Annotated in this window: 22 protein-coding genes; 10 read left to right on the plus strand and 12 right to left on the minus strand. The window is 45.2% G+C overall.

All coding sequences use genetic code 11. The features are described 5' to 3' along the window. Positions 1–8: 8 nt before the first annotated feature. Entirely contained in the window at positions 9–1703 is a 1695-nt protein-coding gene (locus IE164_RS14960) for an amidohydrolase family protein (protein WP_189631059.1), read from the minus strand. 223 nt (positions 1704–1926) lie between these two features. Here IE164_RS14960 and IE164_RS14965 point away from each other — a divergent pair, with 223 nt between their 5' ends. The 3 genes from IE164_RS14965 (at position 1927) to IE164_RS14975 (ending at position 5654) form a co-directional block, all read left to right on the plus strand. Continuing rightward, the gene (locus IE164_RS14965; RefSeq protein WP_189631060.1) at positions 1927–3840 is read left to right on the plus strand and encodes a tetratricopeptide repeat-containing sensor histidine kinase; all 1914 of its coding nucleotides are present in this window, start codon (positions 1927–1929) and stop codon (positions 3838–3840) included. A gap of 2 nt (positions 3841–3842) precedes the next feature. Continuing rightward, the gene (locus IE164_RS14970; protein WP_189631061.1) at positions 3843–4607 is read left to right on the plus strand and encodes a LytR/AlgR family response regulator transcription factor; all 765 of its coding nucleotides are present in this window, start codon (positions 3843–3845) and stop codon (positions 4605–4607) included. Between the two features lie 93 nt (positions 4608–4700). Next, complete coding sequence (locus IE164_RS14975) at positions 4701–5654, plus strand: LamG-like jellyroll fold domain-containing protein (RefSeq protein ID WP_189631062.1); 954 nt, start codon at positions 4701–4703, stop codon at positions 5652–5654. A gap of 245 nt (positions 5655–5899) precedes the next feature. Here the strand turns inward: IE164_RS14975 and IE164_RS14980 are convergent, their stop codons facing one another. Next, entirely contained in the window at positions 5900–8383 is a 2484-nt protein-coding gene (locus IE164_RS14980; protein WP_189631063.1) for a zinc-dependent metalloprotease, read from the minus strand. Between the two features lie 114 nt (positions 8384–8497). Between IE164_RS14980 and IE164_RS14985 the strand changes: the two genes are divergently transcribed. Together IE164_RS14985 and IE164_RS14990 are read left to right on the plus strand one after the other, a co-directional pair. Next, a complete protein-coding gene (locus IE164_RS14985; protein ID WP_189631064.1) occupies positions 8498–9412 on the plus strand; it encodes a sterol desaturase family protein in 915 nt (304 codons plus the stop codon). Between the two features lie 104 nt (positions 9413–9516). Further along, a complete protein-coding gene (locus tag IE164_RS14990; protein WP_229838714.1) occupies positions 9517–10032 on the plus strand; it encodes a hypothetical protein in 516 nt (171 codons plus the stop codon). 11 nt (positions 10033–10043) lie between these two features. Here IE164_RS14990 and IE164_RS14995 read toward each other — a convergent pair whose 3' ends face one another. Further along, complete coding sequence (locus tag IE164_RS14995; protein WP_189631065.1) at positions 10044–10694, minus strand: protein-L-isoaspartate(D-aspartate) O-methyltransferase; 651 nt, start codon at positions 10692–10694, stop codon at positions 10044–10046. Between the two features lie 108 nt (positions 10695–10802). Here IE164_RS14995 and IE164_RS15000 point away from each other — a divergent pair, with 108 nt between their 5' ends. Next, positions 10803–11387, plus strand: coding sequence for a riboflavin synthase (locus IE164_RS15000; protein ID WP_189631066.1), 585 nt, complete (start codon positions 10803–10805; stop codon positions 11385–11387). After that, a complete protein-coding gene (locus IE164_RS15005) occupies positions 11384–12472 on the plus strand; it encodes an o-succinylbenzoate synthase (RefSeq protein ID WP_189631067.1) in 1089 nt (362 codons plus the stop codon). The genes IE164_RS15000 and IE164_RS15005 overlap by 4 nt, the downstream gene beginning before the upstream one ends. Before the next feature lie 3 nt (positions 12473–12475). On the opposite strand, the gene IE164_RS15010 is transcribed toward IE164_RS15005, so the two are convergent. Continuing rightward, the gene (locus IE164_RS15010; protein WP_189631068.1) at positions 12476–14674 is read right to left on the minus strand and encodes a DUF5916 domain-containing protein; all 2199 of its coding nucleotides are present in this window, start codon (positions 14672–14674) and stop codon (positions 12476–12478) included. A gap of 242 nt (positions 14675–14916) precedes the next feature. On the opposite strand from IE164_RS15010, the gene IE164_RS15015 reads away from it, so the two are divergent. Beyond that, a complete protein-coding gene (locus IE164_RS15015) occupies positions 14917–15978 on the plus strand; it encodes a sensor histidine kinase (RefSeq protein ID WP_189631069.1) in 1062 nt (353 codons plus the stop codon). A gap of 4 nt (positions 15979–15982) precedes the next feature. Further along, positions 15983–16711: a LytR/AlgR family response regulator transcription factor gene (locus IE164_RS15020; protein ID WP_189631070.1), complete on the plus strand. Its 729-nt coding sequence runs from the start codon at positions 15983–15985 to the stop codon at positions 16709–16711. Positions 16712–16734: 23 nt separating this feature from the next. Here the strand turns inward: IE164_RS15020 and IE164_RS15025 are convergent, their stop codons facing one another. From IE164_RS15025 to zwf, 7 genes are all read right to left on the minus strand, one after another. Continuing rightward, positions 16735–17451 (minus strand): HAD family hydrolase, encoded by a 717-nt coding sequence (locus tag IE164_RS15025; protein ID WP_189631071.1) that lies wholly within the window; start codon positions 17449–17451, stop codon positions 16735–16737. A gap of 50 nt (positions 17452–17501) precedes the next feature. Further along, complete coding sequence (locus IE164_RS15030; protein WP_189631072.1) at positions 17502–18107, minus strand: low molecular weight phosphatase family protein; 606 nt, start codon at positions 18105–18107, stop codon at positions 17502–17504. Position 18108: 1 nt separating this feature from the next. Continuing rightward, the gene (locus IE164_RS15035) at positions 18109–18567 is read right to left on the minus strand and encodes a DUF6428 family protein (protein WP_189631073.1); all 459 of its coding nucleotides are present in this window, start codon (positions 18565–18567) and stop codon (positions 18109–18111) included. A 1-nt stretch (position 18568) separates the two neighbouring features. After that, positions 18569–18907 (minus strand): ArsR/SmtB family transcription factor, encoded by a 339-nt coding sequence (locus IE164_RS15040; protein WP_189631074.1) that lies wholly within the window; start codon positions 18905–18907, stop codon positions 18569–18571. Between the two features lie 90 nt (positions 18908–18997). Next, positions 18998–20980 carry a monovalent cation:proton antiporter family protein gene (locus tag IE164_RS15045; RefSeq protein WP_189631075.1) on the minus strand — a complete coding sequence of 661 codons (1983 nt, stop codon included), beginning with the start codon at positions 20978–20980 and terminating at the stop codon, positions 18998–19000. 29 nt (positions 20981–21009) lie between these two features. Continuing rightward, on the minus strand, positions 21010–21729 hold the full coding sequence (pgl, locus tag IE164_RS15050; protein WP_189631076.1) for a 6-phosphogluconolactonase: 720 nt from the start codon (positions 21727–21729) through the stop codon (positions 21010–21012). Positions 21730–21744: 15 nt separating this feature from the next. Further along, the gene (gene zwf / locus IE164_RS15055; RefSeq protein WP_189631077.1) at positions 21745–23271 is read right to left on the minus strand and encodes a glucose-6-phosphate dehydrogenase; all 1527 of its coding nucleotides are present in this window, start codon (positions 23269–23271) and stop codon (positions 21745–21747) included. Positions 23272–23418: 147 nt separating this feature from the next. Between zwf and gnd the strand changes: the two genes are divergently transcribed. Then, on the plus strand, positions 23419–24822 hold the full coding sequence (gnd, locus tag IE164_RS15060; protein WP_189631078.1) for an NADP-dependent phosphogluconate dehydrogenase: 1404 nt from the start codon (positions 23419–23421) through the stop codon (positions 24820–24822). Here the strand turns inward: gnd and IE164_RS15065 are convergent. Next, complete coding sequence (locus IE164_RS15065) at positions 24819–26168, minus strand: GntP family permease (RefSeq protein WP_189631079.1); 1350 nt, start codon at positions 26166–26168, stop codon at positions 24819–24821. The two genes, gnd and IE164_RS15065, sit on opposite strands and share 4 nt — an antisense overlap. Between the last annotated feature and the right edge of the window lie 5 nt (positions 26169–26173).

Consider the following 26173-nt stretch of genomic DNA (forward strand, 5'->3'; position numbering starts at 1 on the left):
TCTGTTCATTATTGCTCGTCTTTGGTCGCTGTAAGGTTCATGCTAAAATCCTGTCCACCAAATGAGACAGTTGCAGTTGCATCGTAGGTTTTTCCGTTGATAGTGCCAACTACCACAATTTCTACAGACTGACCGCCAGCATCGATGGTGAAATCGAAAGCCAACTCATTGTTTCTGTAGCTAATGTTGTTCATGGTGTTGTCAGGGCTTCCGTCATCGCTGGTCAGGTAGCCGGAGTAGGCTCCATTTTCACGGCTGATCACCATTTTACCACCCTGGTCGCCCTGAGGGGTTTCTAATGTGTAAGACCACGATCCGGCCAGAGGATCGTTGCTTGTAGCAGCATTGTTGTTGGTGTTACGGCCATTACCTTTAGACTCTTTGGTTTCATACTCGAACTTGTCGCCATCAACAAACATCAGTTTTACCTGAGCATCTTTGCTAAAGATAGGAGCAGTACTTACCAATAGGTTGGCTAGTTTGCCTTGCTCTACTGTACCGGCAATGTTAGAAATACCAAATATTGAAGCTGGATTGGTGGTGAGTGCGGCCAGAGCAGCATCTTCCGAAAGGCCATTTTCAATATAGGTCCTTACATTTTTGAGTACAGCGTTGGCTCTTACGTTGCCTACTGAGAAGCCAAAGGGAATTCCGGCTTCTGAAAGTTTAGCAGCCTGAGAAACATGAATCTTGTAGAATTCCATTCTGCGGGCTTCAAGGGCTTTCATTTCGGCCGACTTATCGTCTTCTTTGGCATCTTTAGGCTCATCGGGAACATCGAGCGAAAGGAACAATGGTGTATTGCTGCTTTTAATTTCGTTGGTCAACTCCCAGGCTTGCTCAACACCGGCCACCATAAGAGGAAAACCAAGGTCTTTTTGTAGTCGCATGGCTCTACGTGCATCCAGCACACCATCTACATTGAACATAACGGGCTTTTGCTTAGCAATTACCGGGAAGAACGCCTGGCTAACTCGGTCGTTTTCCGGTCTCGGAAGCCCTGCCGGATTCTCGGCATATAGCTCAAAGTGCTTTTTATCTTGTTCGGCATTTCGGTAGAGGTTTCTCCATTTGGCCATCATACCCAAAATATTGCCAGGGTAGGCACCGGGTGCTCCAATCCACTGAGCAAATAAAGCCACATCTTTCTTTAGAATAATTTCGTCCGGATGCTCAGCATCGTTCAATAGAATAAGAGCTGTGCTTCCCGGTAGCATTCGTCCATAAGGCACTGCGTGCGAAATGGCAAAACCGGCTTCTCTCAGGCTTCCAATGCTGGAGTTGGTCACATCCAGTTGGGCAATAACACTGTTTTCTGGGGTTATTCCCGCATATTCATTGGGCGGATCGGGAGTGAATAGGTTTTGAGGTCTTTCCGGGTTTTCAGGTCTTTTGGCACCGGTATTCGACATACCGTCTATAAAAGCCGCATAAACGTATAGTTTGGAGGCATCTATAACCTGAGCCTCTGCCGGAATGGGTACATTCTTACCCACACGAACAATAAGACCGTCTTTAATGACCACGGTTGTTTCTTTCAATTCGGTGCCCGGTTTGGTTATTACCGTGGCGTTGGTCAAGGCATAGGTGCGGGTTACGGCCGACTCTCCGGTGGGGTCGCTTTGTGCCCTGCTACTCAATGCGATCACCGACATGGAAAGCAGCAACACAGCGTGAAGACATAACTTTCGGAGTGATTTCATATTTAGCAATTTAGTTTAGTATTTAATTCAAGCAGATAAGTTAAGTGAATCGCCATTTGATTTCAAAATCAAATATGAGAGTGGTAGCATAATCGTTTTGAGGGTCAATGTGTAGCACTGCGCTTGGCTTGCAATTATTCAGCAACACCCAACACTTATCAATCTTAGGCTCTTCATGTGCCCATTTTTCACAGGTTTGTTTTACTTTAATAGGATGGTACCAATGCGCGTGTGGTATTTGTGCTTATCGGCAAGCCTTTTTTTAGGCGGTTTTCCTCTGCTGGGTCAGGAAACTACCGAAGAGGCCATGATGAAGGAGCTCGATAGTCTCTATCGGGTTATTTTTACCTTTAATTATGCCGATGATACTACCACTATCAACGATTTTGAGAGTTTTGAGCGTAGACTTTCGGTCATTGAAAGGAGAGCTTATGAACAGGAGTTGAACGCTCCCTATTTTCAGGCACGTAACATTTGGTTTCTACACTTTAAGTATCAGGAAATGCGCCAGGAAGCCACCCGGTTGCTTGATGAAACCATTGCCACGGCTCGCGAATGGCGCGATGAAGAAAAGGAGGTTAGGTTTGTCTATTTTAAGGGTAACCTTTCCTTTCGGTTCGATGATTTCGATTCGGCAGTCTACTACTTTCAGGATGCTCTCTCTATGGCCAGAGCCATGGAGAGCCTTTCTTTGCAGGCGGCTTCTATAAATGCTCTGGCGGTTTGTTATGCGCAGTTGGGGCGCGATATGGAAGCGACAACTTACTACAAAGAGTCTTATGCCATAGCCCAACAAATAGCCGATAAAAAGCAGGTTTTGACAGCTGCCCTAAACCTGAGCAATGTGTACGGCCGTCTGGAACAGGCCGACTCGGCACTTTATTTTGGGCAGGAGGCTTACCATTTGGCCATTGAACTTGACGAGACCTCACTCTATTGGAGCTGCCTCAATGCCCTGAGTGTGGCTCATCTGTTGAAAGGGAACTTCAGTCAGACTATTGCTTATGCTAAAGATTTGGAACAGGCCGTATTGCCTATTGGTGAAACCGGCTTTCTTATCACTTCTTATTTGACAAGGAGTAAGGCTTTGTTTGCCCTTGGAAATGCAGTAGAGGCCCTGTCTTATGCCGAAAAGAGCCGACTTCTGGCTATTGAGTATGGAGCGGTAGACAATGAGCAACGCACCTTAAAATGGTTGGTAGAGCTTAGCAGCTATCTCAATGACTTTAAGCAGGCACTGCACCATCAGCAAAGGCTTAGTTTTTTGGAAGATAGTCTAAGCCGAATAGCCGTGAATGAGCGGCTGGAAAAGCTAGCGATTGCCTATGAAACCGATAAAAAGCAGGCGGCTTTGGAAAACCTGGAGTTGCTTCAGGCCCAAACCGCACAGAAACTGAGGTTTCGAAACCTCATGATAGGAGCCATTGTTGTTGCAGGCCTACTGCTGGTGTTATGGTTGGTTTATTTCTTTAAGCGCAGGGTAGAAAAAGAGAAAATTGCCCAGCAAAAAGCACAAAACGAATTGCTTCGCACTCAACTCAATCCCCACTTTCTTTTCAATGCACTTTCTTCCATTCAGCTTTTCCTTATCAATCAGGGGCAAGGTAGCCATGCGCTTGAGTACCTCTCTAAGTTTGCTAAACTGATGAGACGCATTCTGGAAAACAGCCGGAAAGATTTTGTATCCCTGGAAGAGGAGATAGTTACACTTCGCCATTACCTGGATTTGCAAAAGGTAAGGTTCGAAAGTGCCTTTGACTATACGCTCGATGTAAATGTAGAAGACCATCTCTCTGAAATAAAAATACCTCCTATGTTTGCCCAGCCATTCATTGAAAACTCACTTGAACACGGTATCTCCAGTATTAAAAATGGGCTTATAGCCATCTCATTTCAACAGAAAGGGGATACCATGCTCTTTAAGGTAGAAGATAACGGTGTGGGGCTTAGCCGTTCGGCTGCACTCAGGCAAAACAAGGAACATGTTTCGCTGGCTACTAAGATTACCCGCGATAGAATTGAATTACTGAAAAGACAGCTAAAAAAGAATATCTCGTTTGTGGTAAAAGACAGGCTTAATGAAACCAATGAAGTGGTGGGAACAGAGGTGATTTTTGAGATTCCAATACAATTTTAAGCATGAAAACACTCATAATAGACAATGAGAAAAGCATTAGGGAAGGGCTGAAACAGATGCTGGCTACTTATTGCCCCAAGGTGGTGGTTGCCGGTGAGGCCAATAGTGTAGCGACTGCCAAAGAACAAATTTTACAAAACCAACCAGAGCTCATGTTTTTAGATGTAGAACTTGGTGATGGTTTGGGTATAGACCTTATTCGTTCATTCAAAAAGCTAGAAACTCAGGTGATCTTCATTACGGCTCATCACAAATATGCCATAGATGCTTTTCAATGCAGTGCGCTTGATTTTTTGCTTAAGCCCATAGATCCGGAAGATTTGGTAAATGCAGTGCGCAAGGCAGAGCAATTTAGTCTGGTAAAAGACCTTGAGGCCCAGCTAAAAGTATTGGAAGACCGGTTGAACAAAGCTAATCAGCTTCCTGAAAAAATAGTTCTTACTGATTCTGAGAGTATTTATCTGGTGAAAGTGAACGATATTCTTTGGTGTGGGGCTGAGGGTAGTTATACCCGTTTTACTCTGGCCGATGGCTCCGAAATACTGGTATCTAAGAACCTGAAAGCGTATGAGGGTATTCTGGAGGGAGACCGTTTTTTGCGCATACATCACTCATACCTCGTTAATATTCAACACATCAAGCGGTTCGAGCGTAGCGAAGGAGGACTTCTTGTGATGGACAATGGCCAGATATTGCCCGTTTCGGTTCGAAAAAAAGACAATCTCATGCAGTTGCTAAAGACCTGGAACGAAACACTTATTAAGTAAAAAAAGGCAACTGTCTACTTATTCCTTTCGATGGCTAAACACTTGGGTATTTGGGCCATATTCTTAGCAAATTGAAGACTATACACTAGGGCTATGAAGTGGTTATTTTCTTCTGCTATTTTTCTTACTTCTCTTTGGTTTACATCCGGAAGTGGTACCCCAAACGGGCAGAACCTAAGGGTTTTTGCCGACTTTGAGGCAGAACAACTTACGGTTGAACAAGGCCAGAAGGTAAAGTTTATGGACAGGTCTAAAGGCCACCCTAACTTTTGGAGCTGGAGTTTTGAACAAGGATTGCCCAACCGGGCCACAGGAGCAACCCCCGAAGTGTATTATGCCAAAGCCGGGGTGTACGATGTAACTATTACAGTATCAGACGGGGAGAGTACAGACACCAAAGTAATGAAGGATTACATAAAGGTAAGGGGGGTGTTGCATAGCCTGCGGTTTGACGGAATGCTCCGTGACGATGCCAATGTGAATACAGCGATTGAGTTTAATGCCCGGCCTCAGTTTGAAAGAGACAGAAGTGGAGCTGCTGGCAGAGCACTGCATTTGATTGGGCATGAGCGAATTAAGCTGCCACCTAACCAGAAGTTTAAAACCAATGAGCTAAGCCTTAGCCTTTGGTTTAAGGCTCCTAAGAAGCAAGATACTCAGATGATTATAGTAGAGCAGTATGCGGGCCGTTCGGCCGACTTCGGTTTTCGGTTGTTGCTTACCAATGGCCACCTGCAATTTGAGGGCAGAGATGGCAGCCAGCTGATGCGAAGCAGCGGGCTTAGCCGCACTACTGTAGATGATAACGAATGGCACCATGTGGTTGCCGTAATGACTGCCGATAGCCAATGGCAGGTTTGGGTAGATGGCATTTTAGAAGCCCACAATGCATATACATACACTATACCGGAGCAATACAATCCGGCCAATTTAACCATTGGGCATTCAGAGCGTTTCGATTTTCGCACGTTTGAAGGCTTGCTCGATGAGGTCGTGATTTATAATAAAGCACTTAGCATGAGGTCCATCGTAGAATTGCTCAATTAAGAGCCATTCTGCGTTGACTCATGGTTTTGGTTGTGTCAATAGAGAGAGTGTCTTAAAAGCATTTGTCTGCTGTTGCTCCAATGTGTTTGGAAAGGTTCTATTGAGGTGGGTTTGGTTGGTATCTATTCTCCTCAATGGTCAACAGTTTAAGCCCGGTGTTTTTGGTGCTCTCTTGGATTCTGGAATTAGTTGATTCTTGGAATGAGGTGAAAAGGAAGGTTCGTACGGAACCTTCCTTTTTCAATTTAGTTATCCAGGTCTAAAATTTCTTCTATTCTATCTTTCAGGTCAGCCAAGTGCAGGTTTCCTGCCCGGTCAGAGGTATATCTTCCTCTGGCCGATCCAATGTCTCTCAGCAGAGCTCTCAATTCGGCTTTTACCACCGGTCGAATGTCGGACTGTGAGATGTTGACCTCCCTGGCCTGGAAAGAACTGGCTTCATTTTTTAACAAATATTCCATTCGCTCCACAAAGGCTCGTTGCAAATTTCTTCGGTAAGTAGAAATAGGAGCACCGGAAGCCAACTCAGTAAAGAGTCCTTGGCGTACATCGGTCACCAATTGATATATGGTGTAGGTATTGCGACCTTTGAAAGCTTCGGCCTCAATCAGGCGTTGCATGCGCACAGGGTCTAGTACAGAGTTGAGGAACGATGACTGTGTACTTCTGATACGGTTCACTGCCCCAAAGTCTTCCAGCTTTCGCAACAGATTCTCATCTAAAAGCCAATCAGGAGTAGCAAAAGCATATTTCATTAGCCAGTTCACGGCCTCAGTTTGCTGGCTCTCCGGAACAACCTCAAAAACAGCTCCCTGCTGATCGGTCGATTTTAGGTTTTCTGTTACACCTCCAATGTTGGTGATTACATGGCCTACAAACCTTCTCCACTGGCCAATTATTTCGCCATAAATTTCTTGAGTGTCATCATAGCTTTCACCGGCAGTAGTGGTCCACTCCAAAAGGTTGGGTACTACTTTCTTTAAGTTTTCCATACCATAGGCGCTTGCCTTCATGGAGTTATCTCCCAGGTCTTCGGTTTGAGCCTCAGGGTTTGAGCCATTGCTAGATCCAAAGCGGAACATACGATCATTGGCCTTTTCTAAAATCCACCGATCGAGAGTATTGGTTTCGGCCTCCGGGCTATTTGCACCGGGAATTACCCGGTAGCCCCAGTTAATCACGTATTTATCGTATGGTCCTATTTTTCGTATAAACCGTGTTACTCCATCGCCCGGCTGAGCAATGTAGTTAAGCCGAGCATAATCCATGATGGTAGGAGCAACACCATACTCTTCAGCAAACTCCGGGTTTCGAAGTGACTCAACAGGGTAGGCAGAACTGGCCTTCATGTTGTGGGGGAGTCCGAGGGCATGGCCTATTTCGTGGGCAATTACGGCACGCATCATTTCTCCAATGTCATCTTCGGGTGTGTTGAGGGTGCGGGCCCTCGGGTTGGCCGCTCCGGTCTGAATCATGTACCAGTTGCGGTAAGACCGCAGATGGTTGTGAAACCAGATAATGTCGCTTTCAATAATTTCTCCGGTTCTGGGGTCGGCAGTGCTGGGGCCTACTGCATTTCGGGTCATACTGGCAATGTAACGCACTGTAGAGTAGCGGGCGTCTTCGGGGCTCCAGTCGGGGTCTTCTTCTTTGCTGGGAGGGTCTTTGGCAATTATGGCATTTTTAAATCCGGCTGCTTCAAAAGCAACCTGCCAATCTTCTATTCCCAGCTTGAACCATTTCCTGAATTTTTCAGGAGTAGCCGGATCAAGGTAGTAGACAATCGGTTTTACAGGCTCCACCAGTTCTCCACGGGCATAGGCGGCCGGGTCTTTTGGCTCTAGTCTCCAACGTTTGAGAAAACTCACCTGATCGCCTTTGAGTGCATCGGAGCTGTAGTTGATATTGCCTACGGTGAACCAGCCTACACGCTCATCGGCCAACCGGGGCATCATGGGGTATACAGGGAGTTTAACCATCGATTGGCTCACCTTCATGGAAATTACTCCGGCCGATTCGTTGGAAGGAGGCCTGCCGGCATCGTACGTCATTACCTGGCGTACTTCTATATTAATGGGGAATGACTTTACCGATTCAACGTAGCTTTTGTCATTTTCCAGTCTTCTTATTTGCAGCTGGCTTCTCAAGCCCGAGCTCAGGGCGCTAATGGCTCTGGTGTCTTGATTGAAAAAGCCGGTAATATCAATAAGGTAGGCCGAAGAGTCTTTTGGTTGTCCTTCAATTTTAAAAGAGCCAATAATAGGCGCAAAGTTATTGTCGGCTACCGATTTATAAATGGCGTCTGTGCTGTCGGCCACATTGTTATAAGAGATCGATTTCAGGTAAATTCGACCTTTTATTTCCTGCCACTGTACCACCTGCTCGTTCATTTTCCATCCCGAACCTAAAAACGGACTTAGGTTTTCAGGACTGGAAACCAGCCGGGTAATCCAGAGCATGTCTTTGTTGAGCTCCGACTTCGGGATTTCAAACATAATCTTCTCATCGTTCTGATATACCTTGAAGAGGCCATCATCGGCTTTCAGGCCTTTTACAACCGATTCGTATGTTTTTTCATTTTTTTTAGGAGCTTCTTGCTTGGGACTTTCAGGGGGAGTGTCCTGCTTGTCCCGGTTTCTGCGTTGAGCATCTACATGAGTAGTGGTCAGAAGCAGAAAGGCCGCGGCCAGCAATGCGGCTGACGGTCTTAAAATGCGGGTGACTTTCATAGAATTGATAAATTTGAAATTTAGATGTAACCAAGTGAATTAACCCTTAGGAAAAAAAGTTATTCTTACCATTGGTTAGAGTTTAGTTTAACAGCGGGTTTAAAGCGGCTAATTGTGGAGAAGTATTTGGAAATAATTGCTAATGCATACCGTGGCTATGCTCAGTACTTGTGGCAAGAGATCACCTTTCAGTACGATTACAAACCCTGGTGGCAAAACTATTTTTGGGCGCTAATTCTTATTTCTGCCTTTTTTTTGCTCTGGGAGTGGCTCAGACCCTGGCGCGAAAACCAGCCCCGCTTTAGAAAAGACTTTTGGCTCGATGCCTTTTACATGTTCTTTAACTTTTTCCTCTTTTCGCTTATTGTTTTCAATGCGCTTTCCGAAGTTGTTGTCAATGCCTTCAATGATTTACTGGCTGTTTTTGGTCTTTCCAATATAGTAGCTCTAGAAATTGCCTCCTGGCCTGTGGGCTTGCAGTTGCTAACCTTGTTTGTGATTAGAGACTTTGTACAATGGTGGACCCACAGATTACTGCACTACGTGCCCTGGCTTTGGGAATACCACAAGGTGCACCACTCGGTAGAAGAAATGGGCTTTGCGGCTCATCTGAGGTATCATTGGATGGAAACAGTAGTGTACAGAACCATTGAATACATTCCGCTGGCTATGATTGGTTTTGGTATTGACGACTTTTTCTTTGTACACATGTTCACACTGGCGGTAGGGCACTGGAACCATGCCAATATTCGGGTGAAACTGGGTCCCTTAAAATACATCTTCAATCACCCTAACATGCACATGTGGCACCATGCCCACGACTTACCTGCCGAAAGAGCACGGGGAGTGAACTTTGGCCTTACGCTTAGTGTGTGGGATTATATTTTTGGAACGGCTTACATACCACACTCCGGCAAATCCATAAAGCTGGGTTTTCCCGGAATCAAAAGGTTTCCTAAAACCTTCTGGGGGCAGATAACTCATGGATTTAAACGCTCGGAAGAGGCACAGGCAGCTAAGAAGCCCTAATTGATTGCTCCAAGAGAGTGCTTGAGCGTGTGTATGCCTGATATTTAGCAAGTACCACATTGGCTATATTACTATATTTAGCTTCTGGATAATCTTCAACCATCATGAAAAAAGTAGCCTATCTATTCCTTTTTTGTGCCATAGGTTTTTCTAGCCGGGCTCAAACCGCCAAGCCGGAAGACGTAGCGTCTATGGACGCTATTCTTACGGCCTTATATGATGTTATTTCAGGCCCCGCTGGTGAAAAGCGTGACTGGGAACGCATGAAAAGCCTGTTCATACCAGAGGGCAGACTTATTCCTTCCGGCAAAAATCAGCAAGGTGATTTAGTGTACAGGTGGTGGTCGGTAGATGAGTACATTCAGACCAACGGGCCGGCCCTGGAACGCTCAGGTTTTTATGAAACGGAAATTGGCCGAAGGGTAGAAGAGTATGGCACTATTGCCCACGTTTTCAGCACCTATGAAACACGAAGGTCTGCCAGTGACAAGGAGCCATTTATGCGCGGCATTAATAGCATTCAGTTGCTCAACGATGGAAAACGATGGTGGATTGTGAGCGTAATGTGGATGGGAGAAAACCCTCAGTTTCCTTTGCCCGATAAGTACCTCAGGAAGTAGCCTTTGAATACTTACTTTCGCCATCCATCAGCGCCCAGCAATGGCACAAACTTAAAGTTGTCGAACGATTCTGTTCTCACCTTATTTTCGGCTGTTTTTGTAATGCGGAGCATACGTTGGGTTTTGGCATCGCCCACAGGAATAACCAGTACACCGCCAACGCGTAGTTGATCAATGAGCGCATCGGGCACAGTAGGCGCACCTGCCGTAACAATTATCTTGTCGTAAGGGGCATACCGGGGTAATCCTTTGGAGCCATCGCCAAAGAAAAAATTGGGTTTATAACCCATGGAGGGCAAAAATCGCCTGGTTCGCTCATAGAGCTCCTTTTGGTATTCAATGGTGTATACATCGGCCCCAAGTTCCAGCAGCACTATGGCCTGATAACCCGAACCGGTGCCAATTTCAAACACCTTGTCGCCTGGTTGTACTTGTAGAAGTTCCGACTGAAAAGCTACCGTGTAAGGTTGAGAGATGGTTTGCCCGGCCCCAATGGGAAAGGCCTTGTCTTCGTAGGCGTGTTCCAGAAAAGCATTTTCAAAGAAAAAATGTCTGGGTATTTTGCCAATGGCAGCCAAAACCCGCTCATCCTCAATGCCCTTCTCTCTGACAACCTTTACCAGCTGTCTTCTCATGCCTTTGTGTCTGTAAGAGTCTACCATAGAGCCTTCGAAGTTATTTCAAAAATCAGAGAACCATTCAAAAAAATGTCTGTTTTCATTAGAGTTGAAGAGAAAATTTTTTCTGAATTAATTCATTAACATTGCCCTATGTTTACCGGAATAATTGAAACCCTTGGTCAAGTAGTTGATATTCAAAAAGAAGGCACTAATGTGCATTTCGATGTAGAATCTGCCATTGGCCACGAACTAAAAATAGACCAAAGTGTGGCCCACAATGGCACCTGTCTTACCGTGGTTGCCCTCAAAGAGAAGGTGCACCGGGTAACGGCCATAGATGAGACTCTCAAGAAGACCACCCTTGGCAATTGGAAAGTGGGTACATTGGTTAATTTGGAGCGCTGCATGGTGGCCAATGGCCGTTTCGATGGGCATGTGGTGCAAGGCCATGTGGATCAGATTGGCACAGTTACGGCCATTGCTGAACAGGAGGGAAGTTGGTTGTTCGACTTTGCTTATGATGCTTCTTTGGGGAATGTAACGGTTGAAAAAGGTTCTATTTGCATTAACGGAACCAGCCTTACCTGTTTCAACTCTCAGCAAGGGAGCTTTAGAGTTGCCATTATTCCATACACTTTTGAGCATACCAATTTTAAAGAACTACGGGTGGGCGATAAGGTCAATCTGGAATTTGATATTATTGGTAAGTATGTAAAGAGACTTTTGGGCCAATGAGACTTAGGTTTCAGGTTATTCCTCATGTATTAAAGTTTCGGTTCGAAGCCGGTACTTCGCGTGGTTCTTTTACAGAGAAACCCACGTGGTTTATAAAAGCCGTTAATCAGGAAACCGGCCAGGTAGGTTGGGGAGAGGCCAGCCCTTTGAAAGGTCTTTCTAAAGACTATGTTCCGGATTATTCCAATCGACTAGAGCAATACCTCAACGCTTGTGAGGGAAACGATATTCCTGAAACAGAGCCGGAGGTACTGGAGTTTGTTTCTCAAGTTATTCCTGCCGAGTTTCCGTCCATCCGTTTTGGCCTCGAAACGGCCTTGCTCGATATCGCTCAGGGAGGCGGTTTTTGCCTGTTCAACAATGATTTTGCAAAGGGCAAAAACAGAATTCCTATTAACGGATTGGTGTGGATGGGCGATGAAAGCTTTATGAGAATGCAAATTGAAGAAAAACTGAAAGCCGGCTTTGGTACCATAAAAATGAAGATTGGCGCCATTGATTTTTCAACGGAACTAAGCCTGCTCGAATCTATTCGAAAACACTACACCAGTCGTGAAATTACCCTCAGAGTGGATGCCAATGGTGCTTTTGATGCTCACAACGTGTATGACCATTTGCACGAGTTGGCGGCTTTAGAGATTCACTCCATTGAACAGCCCGTGGCTCCGGGACAATGGTCGCTAATGGCAGAACTTTGCCAGGCAAATTTAATCCCCATAGCTCTGGACGAAGAGTTGATTGGAGTGCATGACACAGGGGAAAAAGTACGCTTGCTGGAAACAATAAGGCCGCAATATATTATTCTAAAACCATCGTTGGTAGGAGGTATAGGCTCTAGCCGTGAGTGGATAAATCTGGCAAACTCAAGGCAGATTGGCTGGTGGATGACCTCCATGCTCGAGTCGAACATAGGTTTGAATGCCATTGCGCAGTTCACCGCTCAATACACTAACCTCTTGCCACAAGGCTTGGGTACGGGCCAGCTGTACCACAACAACGTGCCTTCTCCACTCACCATTCGAGGTGGGCAATTGCTCTACGATTACCACCAAGCCTGGACCATACCCTATGCACTTCAAGGTTGAAACTTACATATTGAGCCAATAGGTAACCTTAAACACTACCTGTCGGTTTTTTATGTTCAACCCATCAATTCCGTAATTGTCGGTGTAGACTATGAACAGGTCTGACATGGGCTTGTAGCGCCATTGAAACCGCGAAAAGATGTTGTAGTTCTCGGCCTGAGAGTTGTATTGTACGGAAGTGGTCCAGAACATACGGTTGGAAAAACTGATTTCTGTGTTGAACCTGAAAAGGTGCAGGTCGGTTTCTCCAAACCCTTCAGCTAGTTTCACTTTATTGAAGTCGTAGTTTACACTAAAAGTACCCCATGGCTGTGCCCGCATATTGAGTCCACCGGAGAGTCCTGTTTTGGTACCGTTATAAAAGCTACCGTAGCTAAGGCGTAAATCGGTGCTGAAAATCTTTCTTCGGTCGCTGGAGTAGGATACAAAATTATCGCTGAACCGGTAATTGGCCACCGGTAAGTTCCGGTCTCCTCCAATCAGATTGGTTGGAACGGGCAGTTCTACTTCAAAAAACATACGATTAAAATTGAGCTCAGAAGTGTTTTTGAAGATAAAATCATAGGCCATCCCATGACGCCTCTCATTGAGGCTTCCATCTGTATTGAACCAGGCCATATGCCAGGTGCGTATGCCGTGTTGGTTGAGAGCGGAGCTTGGGTTTTCGGGCAGAAACCTATACATGAGCCAGGGATTAATGTGTGCATAGCCTTGACGTGTTACCTCTTTGGTTTCTGCATTGTAGTTGTACAGTCGTGGGTTAAAACCCAGTTCTGTTTCGTGGTTTTTTCCTACCACATCTAAAGCCCAACCCATTCGCAGATTTCTGTCGCGATAGCCTCCACTCATGCCATAATAGTGATTGTCGCCCAGCTGCTCTTCAGTTTCTGCCAAATGGTATCTAAGGGTATTGTTCCAGCTTCCTGAGGGGTGTACGTAGTTAAATTCAATTCCTCCGTTTCGGCCATAGTCGCCATTTGCGCCTTTTCGATTCATGAAAATTCCCTTAATGACCGACCGGCTTAGCACTCGCTGATGGACAGCTAATACCGAGTAGTTGTTTGAGGCCAATTCTTCGGTCGATCCGGTTTGCACGTTCATGGCTCCCACACGCATGTTATCTGTTACATTGCCGGTGAGCCGTGCACCGTAGGTTATGGGTACCTGCCGGCCATTGTTGAGCCCGATGGTTCTGGAGAAGAATGGCTGCACTTGCCAGCTACCGAAGTTGGAAAATATATCACCGTTTTCCAGAAAGAAGTTTCTGCGTTCTGGAAAGAAAATACTGAAACGGGAGAGGTTGGTGACCTGTTGATCGACATCGGCATTGGAGAAGTCCGGGTTTAGGGTCAGATCCAGATTGAGCGAACTGGTAATGGCCACCTTGGCATCCAGCCCTGCATCAATTTCACTTTCGTAGTCTTCCTGCACTTCGGTTTGAAAGTCTCTGGTAGTCGATCCGGCCAGATAAGGGATAAGTACTACTTTGCCTTCGGCTTTTTTAGGTGGAGCATCCCATTGCATAGTGCCCATAAAGTTGATGTCAACGCCACCAAAACTGAGCGGAAACTGGGTCCAGGTAGAGTAATGGTTGCGCTCCATATCCCCTCGAATAAAATTGACTCCCCAGGCTGTAGACTGGCTATTGTAGCGAAGGGTTTTAAAAGGTATGGCCATTTCTACCAGCCAGTGGTCGACATAGCTCTTTACCTCCGAAAACCACTTGTTGTCCCAGTTCTCATCGAAGTTGGTGTTTCCGTTTTCTACATTCATAAGCGCCTCAATTTGAGCTCCTCCGGCATTTACGCCAAAGAAGAAACCACTCTGCTTGTTATTGAAAGGATCAATTATAAAAGTGAAATTATCGCTGTTCCAGTGAGCTTCTCTATTGTCTCTTCGGAGCGACTGAACCACCCGATCTCCATTGTCGTAGAGTTTGGCCATCACGTAAATAAACTCATCGTCATAGGTGCACCATACCTCTGTGCGGGCTTCGGCCTCGCCAGTATCGTAAGGCCAGTGGTTCATCAGTTTGTCAATTTTACCGGCCTGTTGCCAGGCCGGTTCATCAGCCGAACCATCGACTATTATGGGCGATTGAGTCTTGGTAATTCGGTACTGATAGGTACTTCTTGTATCGGTTTGTTGAGCTGTTAGGCTCAGAGTAACTGCACAAAGCGCAAGAGTTAAAAAAGCTTTCATTTTGAGTTGTTGACTTGGGTGTTAGCTGCTTTTACTCCAATAATTTCCTGAGGTTCAGGGAATAGCGGCTTTTTAGACTAAAGACTTAGTTTTGGTGTCTAATGGCATAAAACGGGCTACGAAGTCACTCGTCATAGCAATGGTGTATTTGGTGCCATTAGTTGTGTAGTTTGTCTATTTGTATGAATATTAGAAACTTATGGCCTAAGTTTAGTGCTTAAACACATGAGTTCACCAGTCTTATGAGCAAACCCCGTTTAGAGAATCTCCTTTTCAATAGCCCCAGAATTGTCTGGCATCTGGTTTTCTGGGCGGTTTATATTCTCTTTTTCGGAATTGTTTACGGAAGCTTTGAGGAGAAGTATGCGCAGCAAATTCTGATTCAGTCTACTGATGCTTTGGTACAACTACCGGCTGTCTATCTTACCCTTTATGTATTAATGCCGGTTTACCTGTTCCGTCAACGGTATGCCCGTTTCTTTGGCTGGTTAATTGTACTCATTCTTACCTTTTCCATGCTGGCCTGGATTGGCTATCTGTTAGTACAACAGCCTTTGTTTTGGCCGGAAGATACTTACCGAAGTCCTATCATAAACATTGGCAAGATTCTAAAATTCACCACCAAGATATATCCGGTAGTGTTTCTGGCTGTTGTGATTAAATGGTTCAAGTATTGGTATTTGGAGCAGAAGAAGAATCAACAGCTTGTAGAGGATAAACTGGAGGCGGAGTTAAAGTTCTTGAAAGCTCAAATCCATCCTCATTTCTTGTTCAACACGCTAAACAACCTTTATGCGCTTACCCTCAAGCGAAGCAAAGATGCTCCAGAGGTGGTTTTAAAACTTTCGGAATTGCTCGATTACATGCTCTATGAGTGCAATGCCGATAAAATTCCTTTGAGTAAAGAGGTAAGACTACTGCAAGGCTATATTGAACTGGAGAAAATTCGTTATGGGGAGCGGCTGAATGTGAGCTTTAATATGACTAAAGAAAACGGAGAGAAAATGATTGCTCCTTTGGTCATCTTGCCTTTTGTTGAAAATGCCTTTAAGCATGGGGCCAGTGAGGAATTGGAAGACTCGTGGATATCGATAGATATAGCCTCAAAAGACAAAAGCCTAACCTTAAAGGTTGAAAACAGTAAAAGTAATCATACCGATTCGGAAGATCACTTCTCTTACAAAGAGGGTATTGGGCTCAAAAATGTGAAGCGAAGGCTGGAGATACTTTACCCGGAGCAGCATGAATTGAATATCCACGAATCGTCAGACTCTTTTTTGGTGGTGTTGAAACTGAATTTTTAGACCAATGAAACTTAAATGCCTGGTAGTTGATGATGAACCGCTAGCCCGAGAGGTGATTATATCGCATATAGAGAAAATTGAGGCTTTGGAATTAGTGGAGCAATGTGATAATGCGCTCAAGGCCTTTGAAGTACTCAAGAAAGAACCGGTCGATTTAATATTTCTGGACATTCAAATGCCTAAACTCAATGGTATTGAATTCTTGAAAGTGCTAAACCCTGAAGCCCAGATTATTTTTACAACGGCCTATAGAGAATATGCTCTCGAAAGCTATGAGTTGAATGTGGCCGACTACCTGCTAAAACCTGTTTCGTTTCACCGTTTTCTCAAAGCCGTAAATAAGGTGGTAGAAGTGCAACAAGAAGAAAATAATGCTGTAGAACCGGCCGACAAATTAAGAACAGACGAACCGCACATTTTTCTCAAGGCCGACCGCAAAATGGTGAAGGTATACCTGAAAGACATTCTGTATATCGAAAGCCTCAAGGATTATGTGCGCATTAAACTACCCGGAAGAGAAGTAATTTCGTTGCAGAAAATCTCATTTTTAGAAGAGAAACTTCCGGAAGACTGTTTCATAAGAGTACACCGATCGTTTATAGTTCCTTTCAAAAAAATCGAAGCTTTCTCTAACCATGCGGTTGAGGTGAATGGTGTAGAAATTCCTATTGGCCGCAACTATAAGGAACAGGTGTTAGAACAGCTCAACTCAAGCAAATCTATTATTAGTTAAGGCCATATGATTGTGTGCTTCGGTTAGGCCCGGTAACCTGCATTTTCTTTGAGCCAGCCTGGCAATTCGCTAATAGATGTCAGCCGCGGAAATTTATAGCCGTTTATTTGGGCTGAACCTAACTGCTCGTGTGCCCAGGTATCATGAAAGGGTATGTGAATAGCTTGTGCACCCAGATCGAGTAGTGGAATTATATCTGACTTAAGCGAGTTGCCCACCATAAGCAATTCATTTTCTGTTAGCTGGTGTCTTTTAAGTAGGGCAGCGTAAGTGGCAGTGTCTTTTTCGCTAACTATTTCAACTGCGCTAAAGTACCGATCGAGGTTAGACCTTGCAATCTTATTCTCCTGATCCCACAAATCACCTTTGGTAATAACCATTAGCCTGTAGTGATTCTCCAGCTCATCGAGAACCTCTTCTACACCCGGTAATACTTGCACGGGATGTTGGAGCATTTCTTTACCCAACCGGATGATACGTTCTACATCACGACCCTTTAGCGCATAGTCTGTCAGCTCCAAAGCTGTTTCTATCATTGAAAGAGTAAAACCTTTTATACCATAGCCGAATAGTTGAAGATTTCGTATTTCTACTGCGTAAAGCTCCTTTTCCAAACCGGAATCAATGGTCATATAGGCGCTTAGAATAGCTTCGAATTTTAAGCGGGTATCGGTGAAAATGGGTTCATTGACCCAAAGCGTATCGTCTGCGTCAAAGGCAATGGTGGTAAGGCTAGGCATGCTTCAAATTAGCAACTAATAAGCCATTTCCGGCAAGGAAATATAGGTTTTTATGACTGGTCCTTTTGTAATTCTCTAAACACGTAGAGCATTTCAGAGGCCACTTTCAGGTTTGTATCGTCATAGGCCAATTGCACATCTGGTGTGTTATCGAAAGCCTTGGGGTCTGAATAGGTAAGAGGAATTCTGGCTGAGGCTTGCGGTATGTAAGGGCATGCTTCATAGGCGGCATCACAGGTCATTACTGCAATGAAGGGGTGTTTTAGGTTGTCGGGATGATCGAAAAGCTTGGAGTACATGGTCAGCCGGGTTTGCTTATCGATGGTAACCCGATACCTGGGGTTTTCACTCTCGTCCATGAGCTCTATGCCAAAGCCCATTCGTTGACAGGAGGCTGCTGCATGGGCATTGAATCGGGTTACTTCCGTTCCACCGGACAAAGAGCGTATGTTGTAGCCAAAAAAGCGCGCGGCCGTTAGGGCCCAGAGCTGGGTCATTTGGCTTCTGCGAGAGTTATGAGTACAAATGAACTGTAGGGTAGGAGTGCCGGAACACTCCTTTATTTTACCCATTAATTCATTTAGAAGGCTCTTTCTTTCATGAGAAATAGGAAGCTTTTGAGCCTTTTCAATGGTTTGGAGTAATAGCGCATTCATATTAACAACAACCACCTCCCGGGCTGCAACAAGCCGCTGACGCTTCTGCCTGAGAGGCCGGTTGTTCAATTCCGCAACTGTCTTTGGCCAGGCAGTCGGTTTGTTGGGTAGTGAGCCAAAACTCTCCATCGTAGAAGTCCAGACCAAATTTTTGGATGGTCGCTTCACCCTGATATTCTACTTCAATTACTTGATCGGTAAGGTTGAGGTGACGCTCCGAAAGAGATATGATAGATTTTAATTTTTGTGGTGCTAGGCGGTGGTCATAGTCATTGGAGGTCCATAATTGAAAATTAATGACCGATTCTTTTCGAATAGTTCCGCCACAATCTATAAAGTGTTTGGTAACGGCACCAACCTCTGTGACATGAAAGTGCGAGGGTATTTGAGTGCCGTCAGGCAAACGAAAAGAGATTTCTTGAAGATTCTCCAGTATGTGTTTTAATTCAGATAGCTTCATATCAACAGCGTTTAGAGTTACACGGATCAGGACTATAAGACTGAAACAAACGATTTAGTCTCGACTCAAAATATTTCCAACGTTCGGCATTAATACAATAGCTCATGCTTACACCTTCTATAGTCCCTGATATGAGCCCTAGACTTTTGAGCTCTTTTAGGTGTTGACTAATAGTAGCCTGAGCCAGTCCTAGTTCGGCAACCAAATCGCTATTAATGCAGGCATTGGCTTTAAGTAAATGTTCGAGTATGGCTATTCTGGCCGGGTGAGCAAGAGCCTTGGCCATATTGGCCAGTTCGTTTTGCTCGGTGGTAAATAAATCTGTTTTTGTTAGCCCCATAAATACATTGCAATATTACGATGAATAGATCATTCGACCTAACTTTGGGTATATATTTTTCCCTTAAGTTCTGTGTTTTCTGTACCGGGCTCAGGTAGCCAGCCGGTAGAAATTCTCAATGTTGTGCTGTTCACCCTGCACGTAGACAATATCGCCCTGCTTAATCTTCTGGTCAGCACTAATGTTCTGAATTAGTTCATTGTTTCTGGATATGGCCAGAATATTAATGCCGTAATTGTTCCGTATTTGCAGGTCTTTAAGCGGCTTACCCACCAGTTTGGAGCTATCGGTAGTCACCCGGAGGCAGGTAATGTTAAAGTCTGGAAATTTAGAGGGCTTAAAGGTTCTCGGTAGCGATTTTTTATTTTGAAAGAGCTCGTAGTTATCGGCCCTAACAGCTTCAATAAAGCGGTTGATGTCGTCTACCGGTACTAAAAACTGGTGGAGTATTCTGGAGAATATTTCAATGGATGTTTCGAATTCTTCAGGAATAACTTCGTCAGCACCAAGGGCCAACAGCTCATTCATTTCTTTTACATATCGGGTGCGGACAACGAGGTAAACCGATTGCGATATGCTTCTTATATTACTAATGATGGCCTTGGTGGCCTTGGGGTCTGAGATAGCAATTACCACCCCTCTGGCCTTATGAAGGTGCACATGTTCTAAAATGTGCTTTTGAGAGGCATCGCCAAAAAGTATAGGTATCTCCTTTAGCCTTTCTCTTCTTACTGTTTCTGCGTTGAGCTCTAGCACCACATAGGGTATTTGATTTACCCGTGCGGCATGGGCCACATTCGAACCATTCACTCCATAACCAATTATCACCAGGTGGTTGTTGAGTTCATCGGGCGCATCTTCTAAAACAGGTTGTAGTCCGCTCATTTTCTTAGTAACCGAGTCGACTAACCGAGACCTAAGGGCCAGGCTGGAAAGCCGCTCAGAAAACATCATAACAAAAGGTGTGCAGAGCATAGAGAGAATGGAAACGGCTAAAAAGTATTGGTTGGTTTGGTCATCAATTAGCCCGTATTCTATTCCTGTTTTAGAGAGAATAAAAGCGAATTCTCCAACCTGAAAGAGCGCCAGTCCGGTAAGGATAACCGTGCGTGGTGGGTATTTAAGCACAGCCACAGCAAAAGAGGCAATGGCCGATTTGAGTACAAACACACCTACGAGCAGCAAGAGTATTGGCCCCAGATTTTCAAGCAAAAAGAATACGTCAAGCAACATGCCTACCGATATGAAGAAGAAGGAGGTGAACAGCTCACGAAAGGGGAGTATTATGCTTGTGGCCTGATGGCTATATTCCGATTCTGATATGATGAGTCCGGCCAAAAAAGCTCCTAAAGCCAGTGAAAGCCCGGCCTCGGAGGTAAGAAAGGCCACAGCAAAACAGATGGTAATGGTGGCCAATAAGAAGAGCTCTTTGCTTTTGGTCTTAGCTATGGCATACATGAGCTTAGGCACCAAATAACGCGCACTTAGAATGGTGACAAGAATAACTACAGCCGACTTTATGACCAGTTCGATAACACTTTGGGTTACATTGGTGGTTGCTCCGGCAATAATGGGAGTAACCAGCATCATTGGCACAACTATGATGTCTTGAAAAATGAGAATTCCCAGGGCATTTCTGCCGTGTGGTGTAGAAATTTCGTTACGCTCCTGAAAAATGGAGAGCACAATGGCTGTACTGGAAAGTGAGAAGAGAAAGCCCGTAAAAACAGCTTCATTCCAACTACTACCCAAAAGATAATATATACCTCCGGAGAACACCACTGTGAGCCCCACCTGCAACAGTCCCCCTATAAAAACGGTCCGTTTTATAGACATTAGTTGTTTGATGGAAAGCTCCATGCCAATTACAAACAATAGCAGAATGACTCCGATTTCGGCAATAATTTCTACCTGTTCGGCAGCTTCTACCAGGCTAAAGGCATAAGGGCCAATGAGAATGCCTGTGAGCAAAAAGCCAAGTATAGAGGGCAATCGTAAACGCTGAAGAAGAAAAACAATGATTACTGAGAAAACCAGCAATACCAGTAAGTCTTGAAGCAGCGGTAGGTGCATAATCTACTTAATTTAGGGTGTTTGAAAGGTTAGGGCTTTTTATAGCTGCTTGCCGCAGCTTCATCGAGAAACCAGATTAATTCTCCTTCTTTGGGGTTGATGTGATAGGCCGGATATGATTTGGCCACATCTTGTTCTTCAAAAATCTGTTTTATCTTCTCCTTTTTGTTGTCTCCGGTCACCAAAAAGCATACGGAGCGTGCCTGGTTAAGTACCGGGCCCGTGAGCGTGACTCTTTTTTGGCCGGTTTCCGGGTGGTTGGCTACTTCACAGGTTTTGGCACTGTCCAGCAATTCAATTTCATGAGGAAAAATTGAAGCTGTATGGCCATCGGTTCCCATGCCCAGAATGATTATGTCGAATACCGGATTTCCGTCTTTCTTTGGTAGGTTTTGCTCAATTAACTGTCCGTAGCGAATGACTTCTTGTTCAGGGTCGTTTTCTCCCAGCACTCTGTGTATGTTGCCTTCAGGAATGTTCACCTTAGCCAGTAAATGCTCATTCGTCATTTTATAGTTGCTGTCGCTGTCGGTAGGTGCTACACAACGTTCATCGCCCCAGTAAAGGTTTATTTTTGTCCAGTCAAAGGCTGCGGCATAGTCTGTAGCCAACAGGTCGAAAAGTATTTTTGGTGTAGAGCCACCGGAAAGTGCCACGTTCATTGCTCCATGCTGTTTGTGCCAGGCCAGCATATATTCGGCAAAGGCTTTGGCGGTAGCAACGGGGTTTTCACAAATATTGATTTGCATAATCTTCTTCTTCAGTTAAAGTTCACAGTAATTCCCATCGTTTGTCAGGTTGCTGCAGGGGTATCGCCAGGTCATTTTATCCCCTTCAATCAGGCTGTCTGCATTTTCCGGCCCCCAGGTTCCTGAAGGATATCCATAAATGGGCACTTCGTCATTGGCCCATGCTTTGAGTATTGGGTCTATAAATTCCCAGGCAGCTTCGGTGGAGTCGCCACGGGCGTAAAGAGTAGCATCTCCCTGCATGCAATCCAGTATCAGGCGTTCGTAAGCATCAGGTACATACACATTGCTGAGATCGTCATAGTGAAAGTCCATATTCACATGCTCCGTATTGTAGCCGGCTCCCGGAATCTTCATGGCGAATTTCAGTAATATACCTTCGTTGGGCTGAATTCTCAGTACCAATGTATTTTGCGGGTTGGCCAGATGCGGGTTGGCCGAGAAAAGGTGATGATGGTTAGGTTTGAAGTGAATAACCACTTCTGTAACCCGCGTAGGGAGGCGTTTTCCGGTGCGTATATAGAAGGGTACACCTGCCCAGCGCCAGTTGTCGATATAAAACTTGAGGGCAGCATAAGTTTCCGTTTTAGAATTCGGGTCAACTCCTTCTTCTTCGCGATAGCCCGGCACTTTTTCTCCTCGAATGGTAGAGGCCGTGTATTGGCCTCTGATTACGTTTTTGGCAATATCTTCAGTGGTGTATGGTCTCAGACTTTGAAACACCTTAAGCTTCTCATTTCTAATACTTTCGGCATCGGCTTTCACGGGAGGTTCCATGGCTACCAGCGCTACGAGCTGAAACAAATGGTTTTGCACCATGTCGCGCAAGGCCCCCGAAGAGTCGTAGTATCCGCCTCTTTTTTCTACTCCCACGCTTTCTGCCGCGGTAATTTCAACCCGATGAATGTAGTTCCGATTCCATAGGGGTTCGAATATGCTATTGGCAAACCGGGTAACAAACATATTTTGTACCGTTTCTTTGCCCAAGTAGTGATCGATTCTGTATATCTGATCTTCCTCAAAGAATTTTCTCAGGTGTTGGTTCAAGTGCCTGGCCGATTCCAAATCATATCCAAAGGGTTTTTCTACAATCAGCCGGCTCCATCCGTTTTTTTGACTATTCAAGCCATTGGCCGCCAGCCCCTCGGCAATAACCTCATATAGGCTGGGAGGGGTAGAGAGGTAGAAAATGTAATTATGACAGGTAGCCTTCTCCTCGTCTAGTGCTCTAAGCCTTTCTTTGAGTGTGGCATAAGCCTCTTTGTTTTTGGTGTCGAGCGACTGGTAATGAATGAGCTTGGAAAACGCATTAAGGTCGTCTTGACTTACTTTATTTTTGTCGGTGAGATGCTCGTTCTCAAAAACCACACTCTGCCTGTATTCTTCATCGCTGTAAGCCGTGCGCCCCACACCAACTACAGCATAGCACTCGGCTAAAAAGCCTCCTTTAAAAAGATTGAAAACTGCAGGGATTAACTTGCGCTTGGTCAAATCGCCTGAGCCTCCGAATATTACCAAAACTTGATCGTCAGTTTTTTTCATTAATGTTTTATGCCTTGCTAAGGCTTTGTTTCTTTGTAAAGTCTAAATCAGTTTTACCCGCTAAAGTTCCGCGATAAAGATAATGGGTTGTGGTCAGAGTAGAGGAACTTAATGGTAGTTTTAGAACTTGGAAATTAAAACAAAAGCATGTCTCAAGAAAAGTATGATTTTGGCCTGATAGGGCTGGGCGTAATGGGTAAGAACTTTATTCTTAATGTGGCCGACCATGGTTTTTCGGCTCTGGGCTACGACCTGGATCAGGGCAAGGTAGAAGGGCTCATTGAGGAAGCCGGTAATGATAAAGTTTCGGCCACAACAGATGCAGATACTTTTTTGGCCGGACTAAAGCGACCTCGAAAAATTATGCTGTTGGTTCCGGCCGGAAAACCGGTAGACGCAGTAATAGAGAGTTTGAGGCCTAAGTTGGATGAAGGAGATATTATTATAGATGGAGGTAACTCGTTTTATACTGATACCGACCGGAGGTTTGAATCGCTGGCCAAAGACAAAATTCACTTTTTTGGAGCCGGAGTTTCCGGTGGGGCTAAAGGCGCCCGGGTGGGGCCTAGCATTATGCCCGGGGGCAATAAAGAGGCCTATGAACATATCCGACCTATTTTTGAAGCCGCATCGGCTAAGGTAAATGGTGAACCTTGCGTGGCGCATTTGGGAAATGGTTCGGCCGGAAATTATGTGAAGATGGTGCACAACGGCATTGAGTATGGCCTTATGCAGCTCATTTCAGAGGTATACGATATAATGAAGCACGGCCTTCGAATGTCTAATGTTGAAATGAAAGCCACTTTTGAGGCTTGGAACCAAGCCGAACTCGGTTCTTTCCTTACAGAAATTACGGCAGACATATTGGGAGTTCCTGATGATTTGGAAACCGGTGCATTGGTAGATGCCATTTTGGATAAGGCAAAACAAAAAGGAACCGGAAAATGGACTTCGCAAAACGCCATGGATTTGGGAGTGCCAATACCTACGGTGGATGCTGCTGTACGGATGCGCGAAATTTCTTCGTTCAAAAGTATGCGCGTTGAGGCAGCTAAACTATACACTTTGCCCATGGCTGAACGGGCCGATTTATCGACCGATGAACTGAAAGCCGCGCTCTATACTTCCTTTATTGTTACTTATGCGCAAGGACTCCACCAGCTATCGGAGGCTTCTAAGGAATATAATTATGACCTGAACCTGGAGGTGATTGCTAAAATTTGGAGAGGCGGATGCATTATCAGGGCAAAATTTCTTGAAGAGATTCGCAAGGCCTATTCGTTCAATAAATCGCTGCAACATCTGTTGCTCAATGAGCAAATAGCCGAATTAGTGAAAACCAACCTCCCTCATTTAGCTAAGGTTTGCGCTGAGGGTATGCGTCTTGGTCTGCCGGTTTCGGCTTTGGCAGCATCACTTAACTATTTCAATGCATTCAAGGCCGAACGTTTGCCGCTAAACCTCATTCAGGCCCAGCGAGACTATTTTGGATCGCATACCTATGAGCGATTGGATCGGCCGGGTATTTTTCATACAGAGTGGGAGGCTTAAACGAACTGATAGGCAATAAGCACGAGTATAAAGCTGGTAACAGAAATAAGGCTCGACTGTATGGTCCATGAGCGCAGGGTTTGTTGTACAGACTGGCCTAAAATGCGATTGACTAACCAAAAACCACTGTCGTTTACGTGAGACATAACGATGCTGCCTGAGGCAATGGCCATCATGATGAAGGTTTTCTCCAGCATGTTCAGGTCCATTCCCGGTAATACAGCGGCTACAATTCCGGCACCGGTGAGCATGGCCACCGTTGCACTGCCTTGCATAATACGAACCAGCACGGTAACCAGGTAGGCTAGCAGAAGCACAGAAAAGCTTGTATTTAGCATGCCCTGGGCTATTATATCTCCTATACCGGTGTTAATCATTACGGTTTTAAGAACTCCTCCTGCCCCGGTTATCAGAATAATAGAACCGGCCGGAGCCAGTGAATCATTAGAGAGTTTGAACAAGGCCTCTTTTCCTAAACCCTTTTTGACTCCAAGAAAGTAAAGGGCTAGAAAGGTAGCCAATAGGAGCGATACAAACGGATGTCCTATAAAAGCCGCAACATCGACAAAAACCGAAGAAGCTATGAGGCCTTCACGAGCCATTGTGTTTAGAAATGATCCTAACAGTATAAGGCAAATGGGAAGCCCCAAAACCCAGAAAATGGTACGAACCAGCCCTTCGTCCAGAGCTTGGTCGGTCGTTTCAGTTGCTATTTCCAATTCACCATCGGGAGTATCGGGTACCAGAAACTTAGTCATAATCAGCCCGCAGAAAAGCGCAACGGGGATGCCAACGAGGGCTCCTACAACAATGGCATAGCCCAGGTCTACCTGCAATATATCTGCCACCGCTACCGGCCCGGGTGTAGGAGGAATAAAGCTATGGGTAATTCCCAGTCCTGTCAGCAAGGGAAGGCCATAGTATAATACATGGCGATTACTCTTTTTGGCCAGTGCCTTTACCAGGGGCATAAGAATGATAATACCTACATCGAAGAATACAGGAATAGAAACTATAAAGCCTGTGCTTAACAGGGCCAGCCGAGACTTAGATTCTCCTCCTTTTTTTAACAGGTAACGAGCCAATGCCTGAGCACCCCCTGAATGTTCCAGTATGGCTCCAAAAATGGCTCCCAGCCCCACAATGGTAGCTACAAAGGCCAGCGTATCGCCCATGCCTTTTGCTATAGAATCGATTATCTCGTCAGTATTCAGCCCTCCTAAAAGGCCTACCCAAATGCTGGCAAAAAGCAAACTCAGAAAAGCATTGAGCTTCCACTTCATAATTAGAAAAAGGAGCAGGGCTACTCCCGAAACAATGGCCAGATAGAGTTGTAGGTTTTCCATGAAAA

Source organism: Roseivirga thermotolerans (genome assembly GCF_014653175.1).
GTDB lineage: Bacteria > Bacteroidota > Bacteroidia > Cytophagales > Cyclobacteriaceae > Roseivirga > Roseivirga thermotolerans.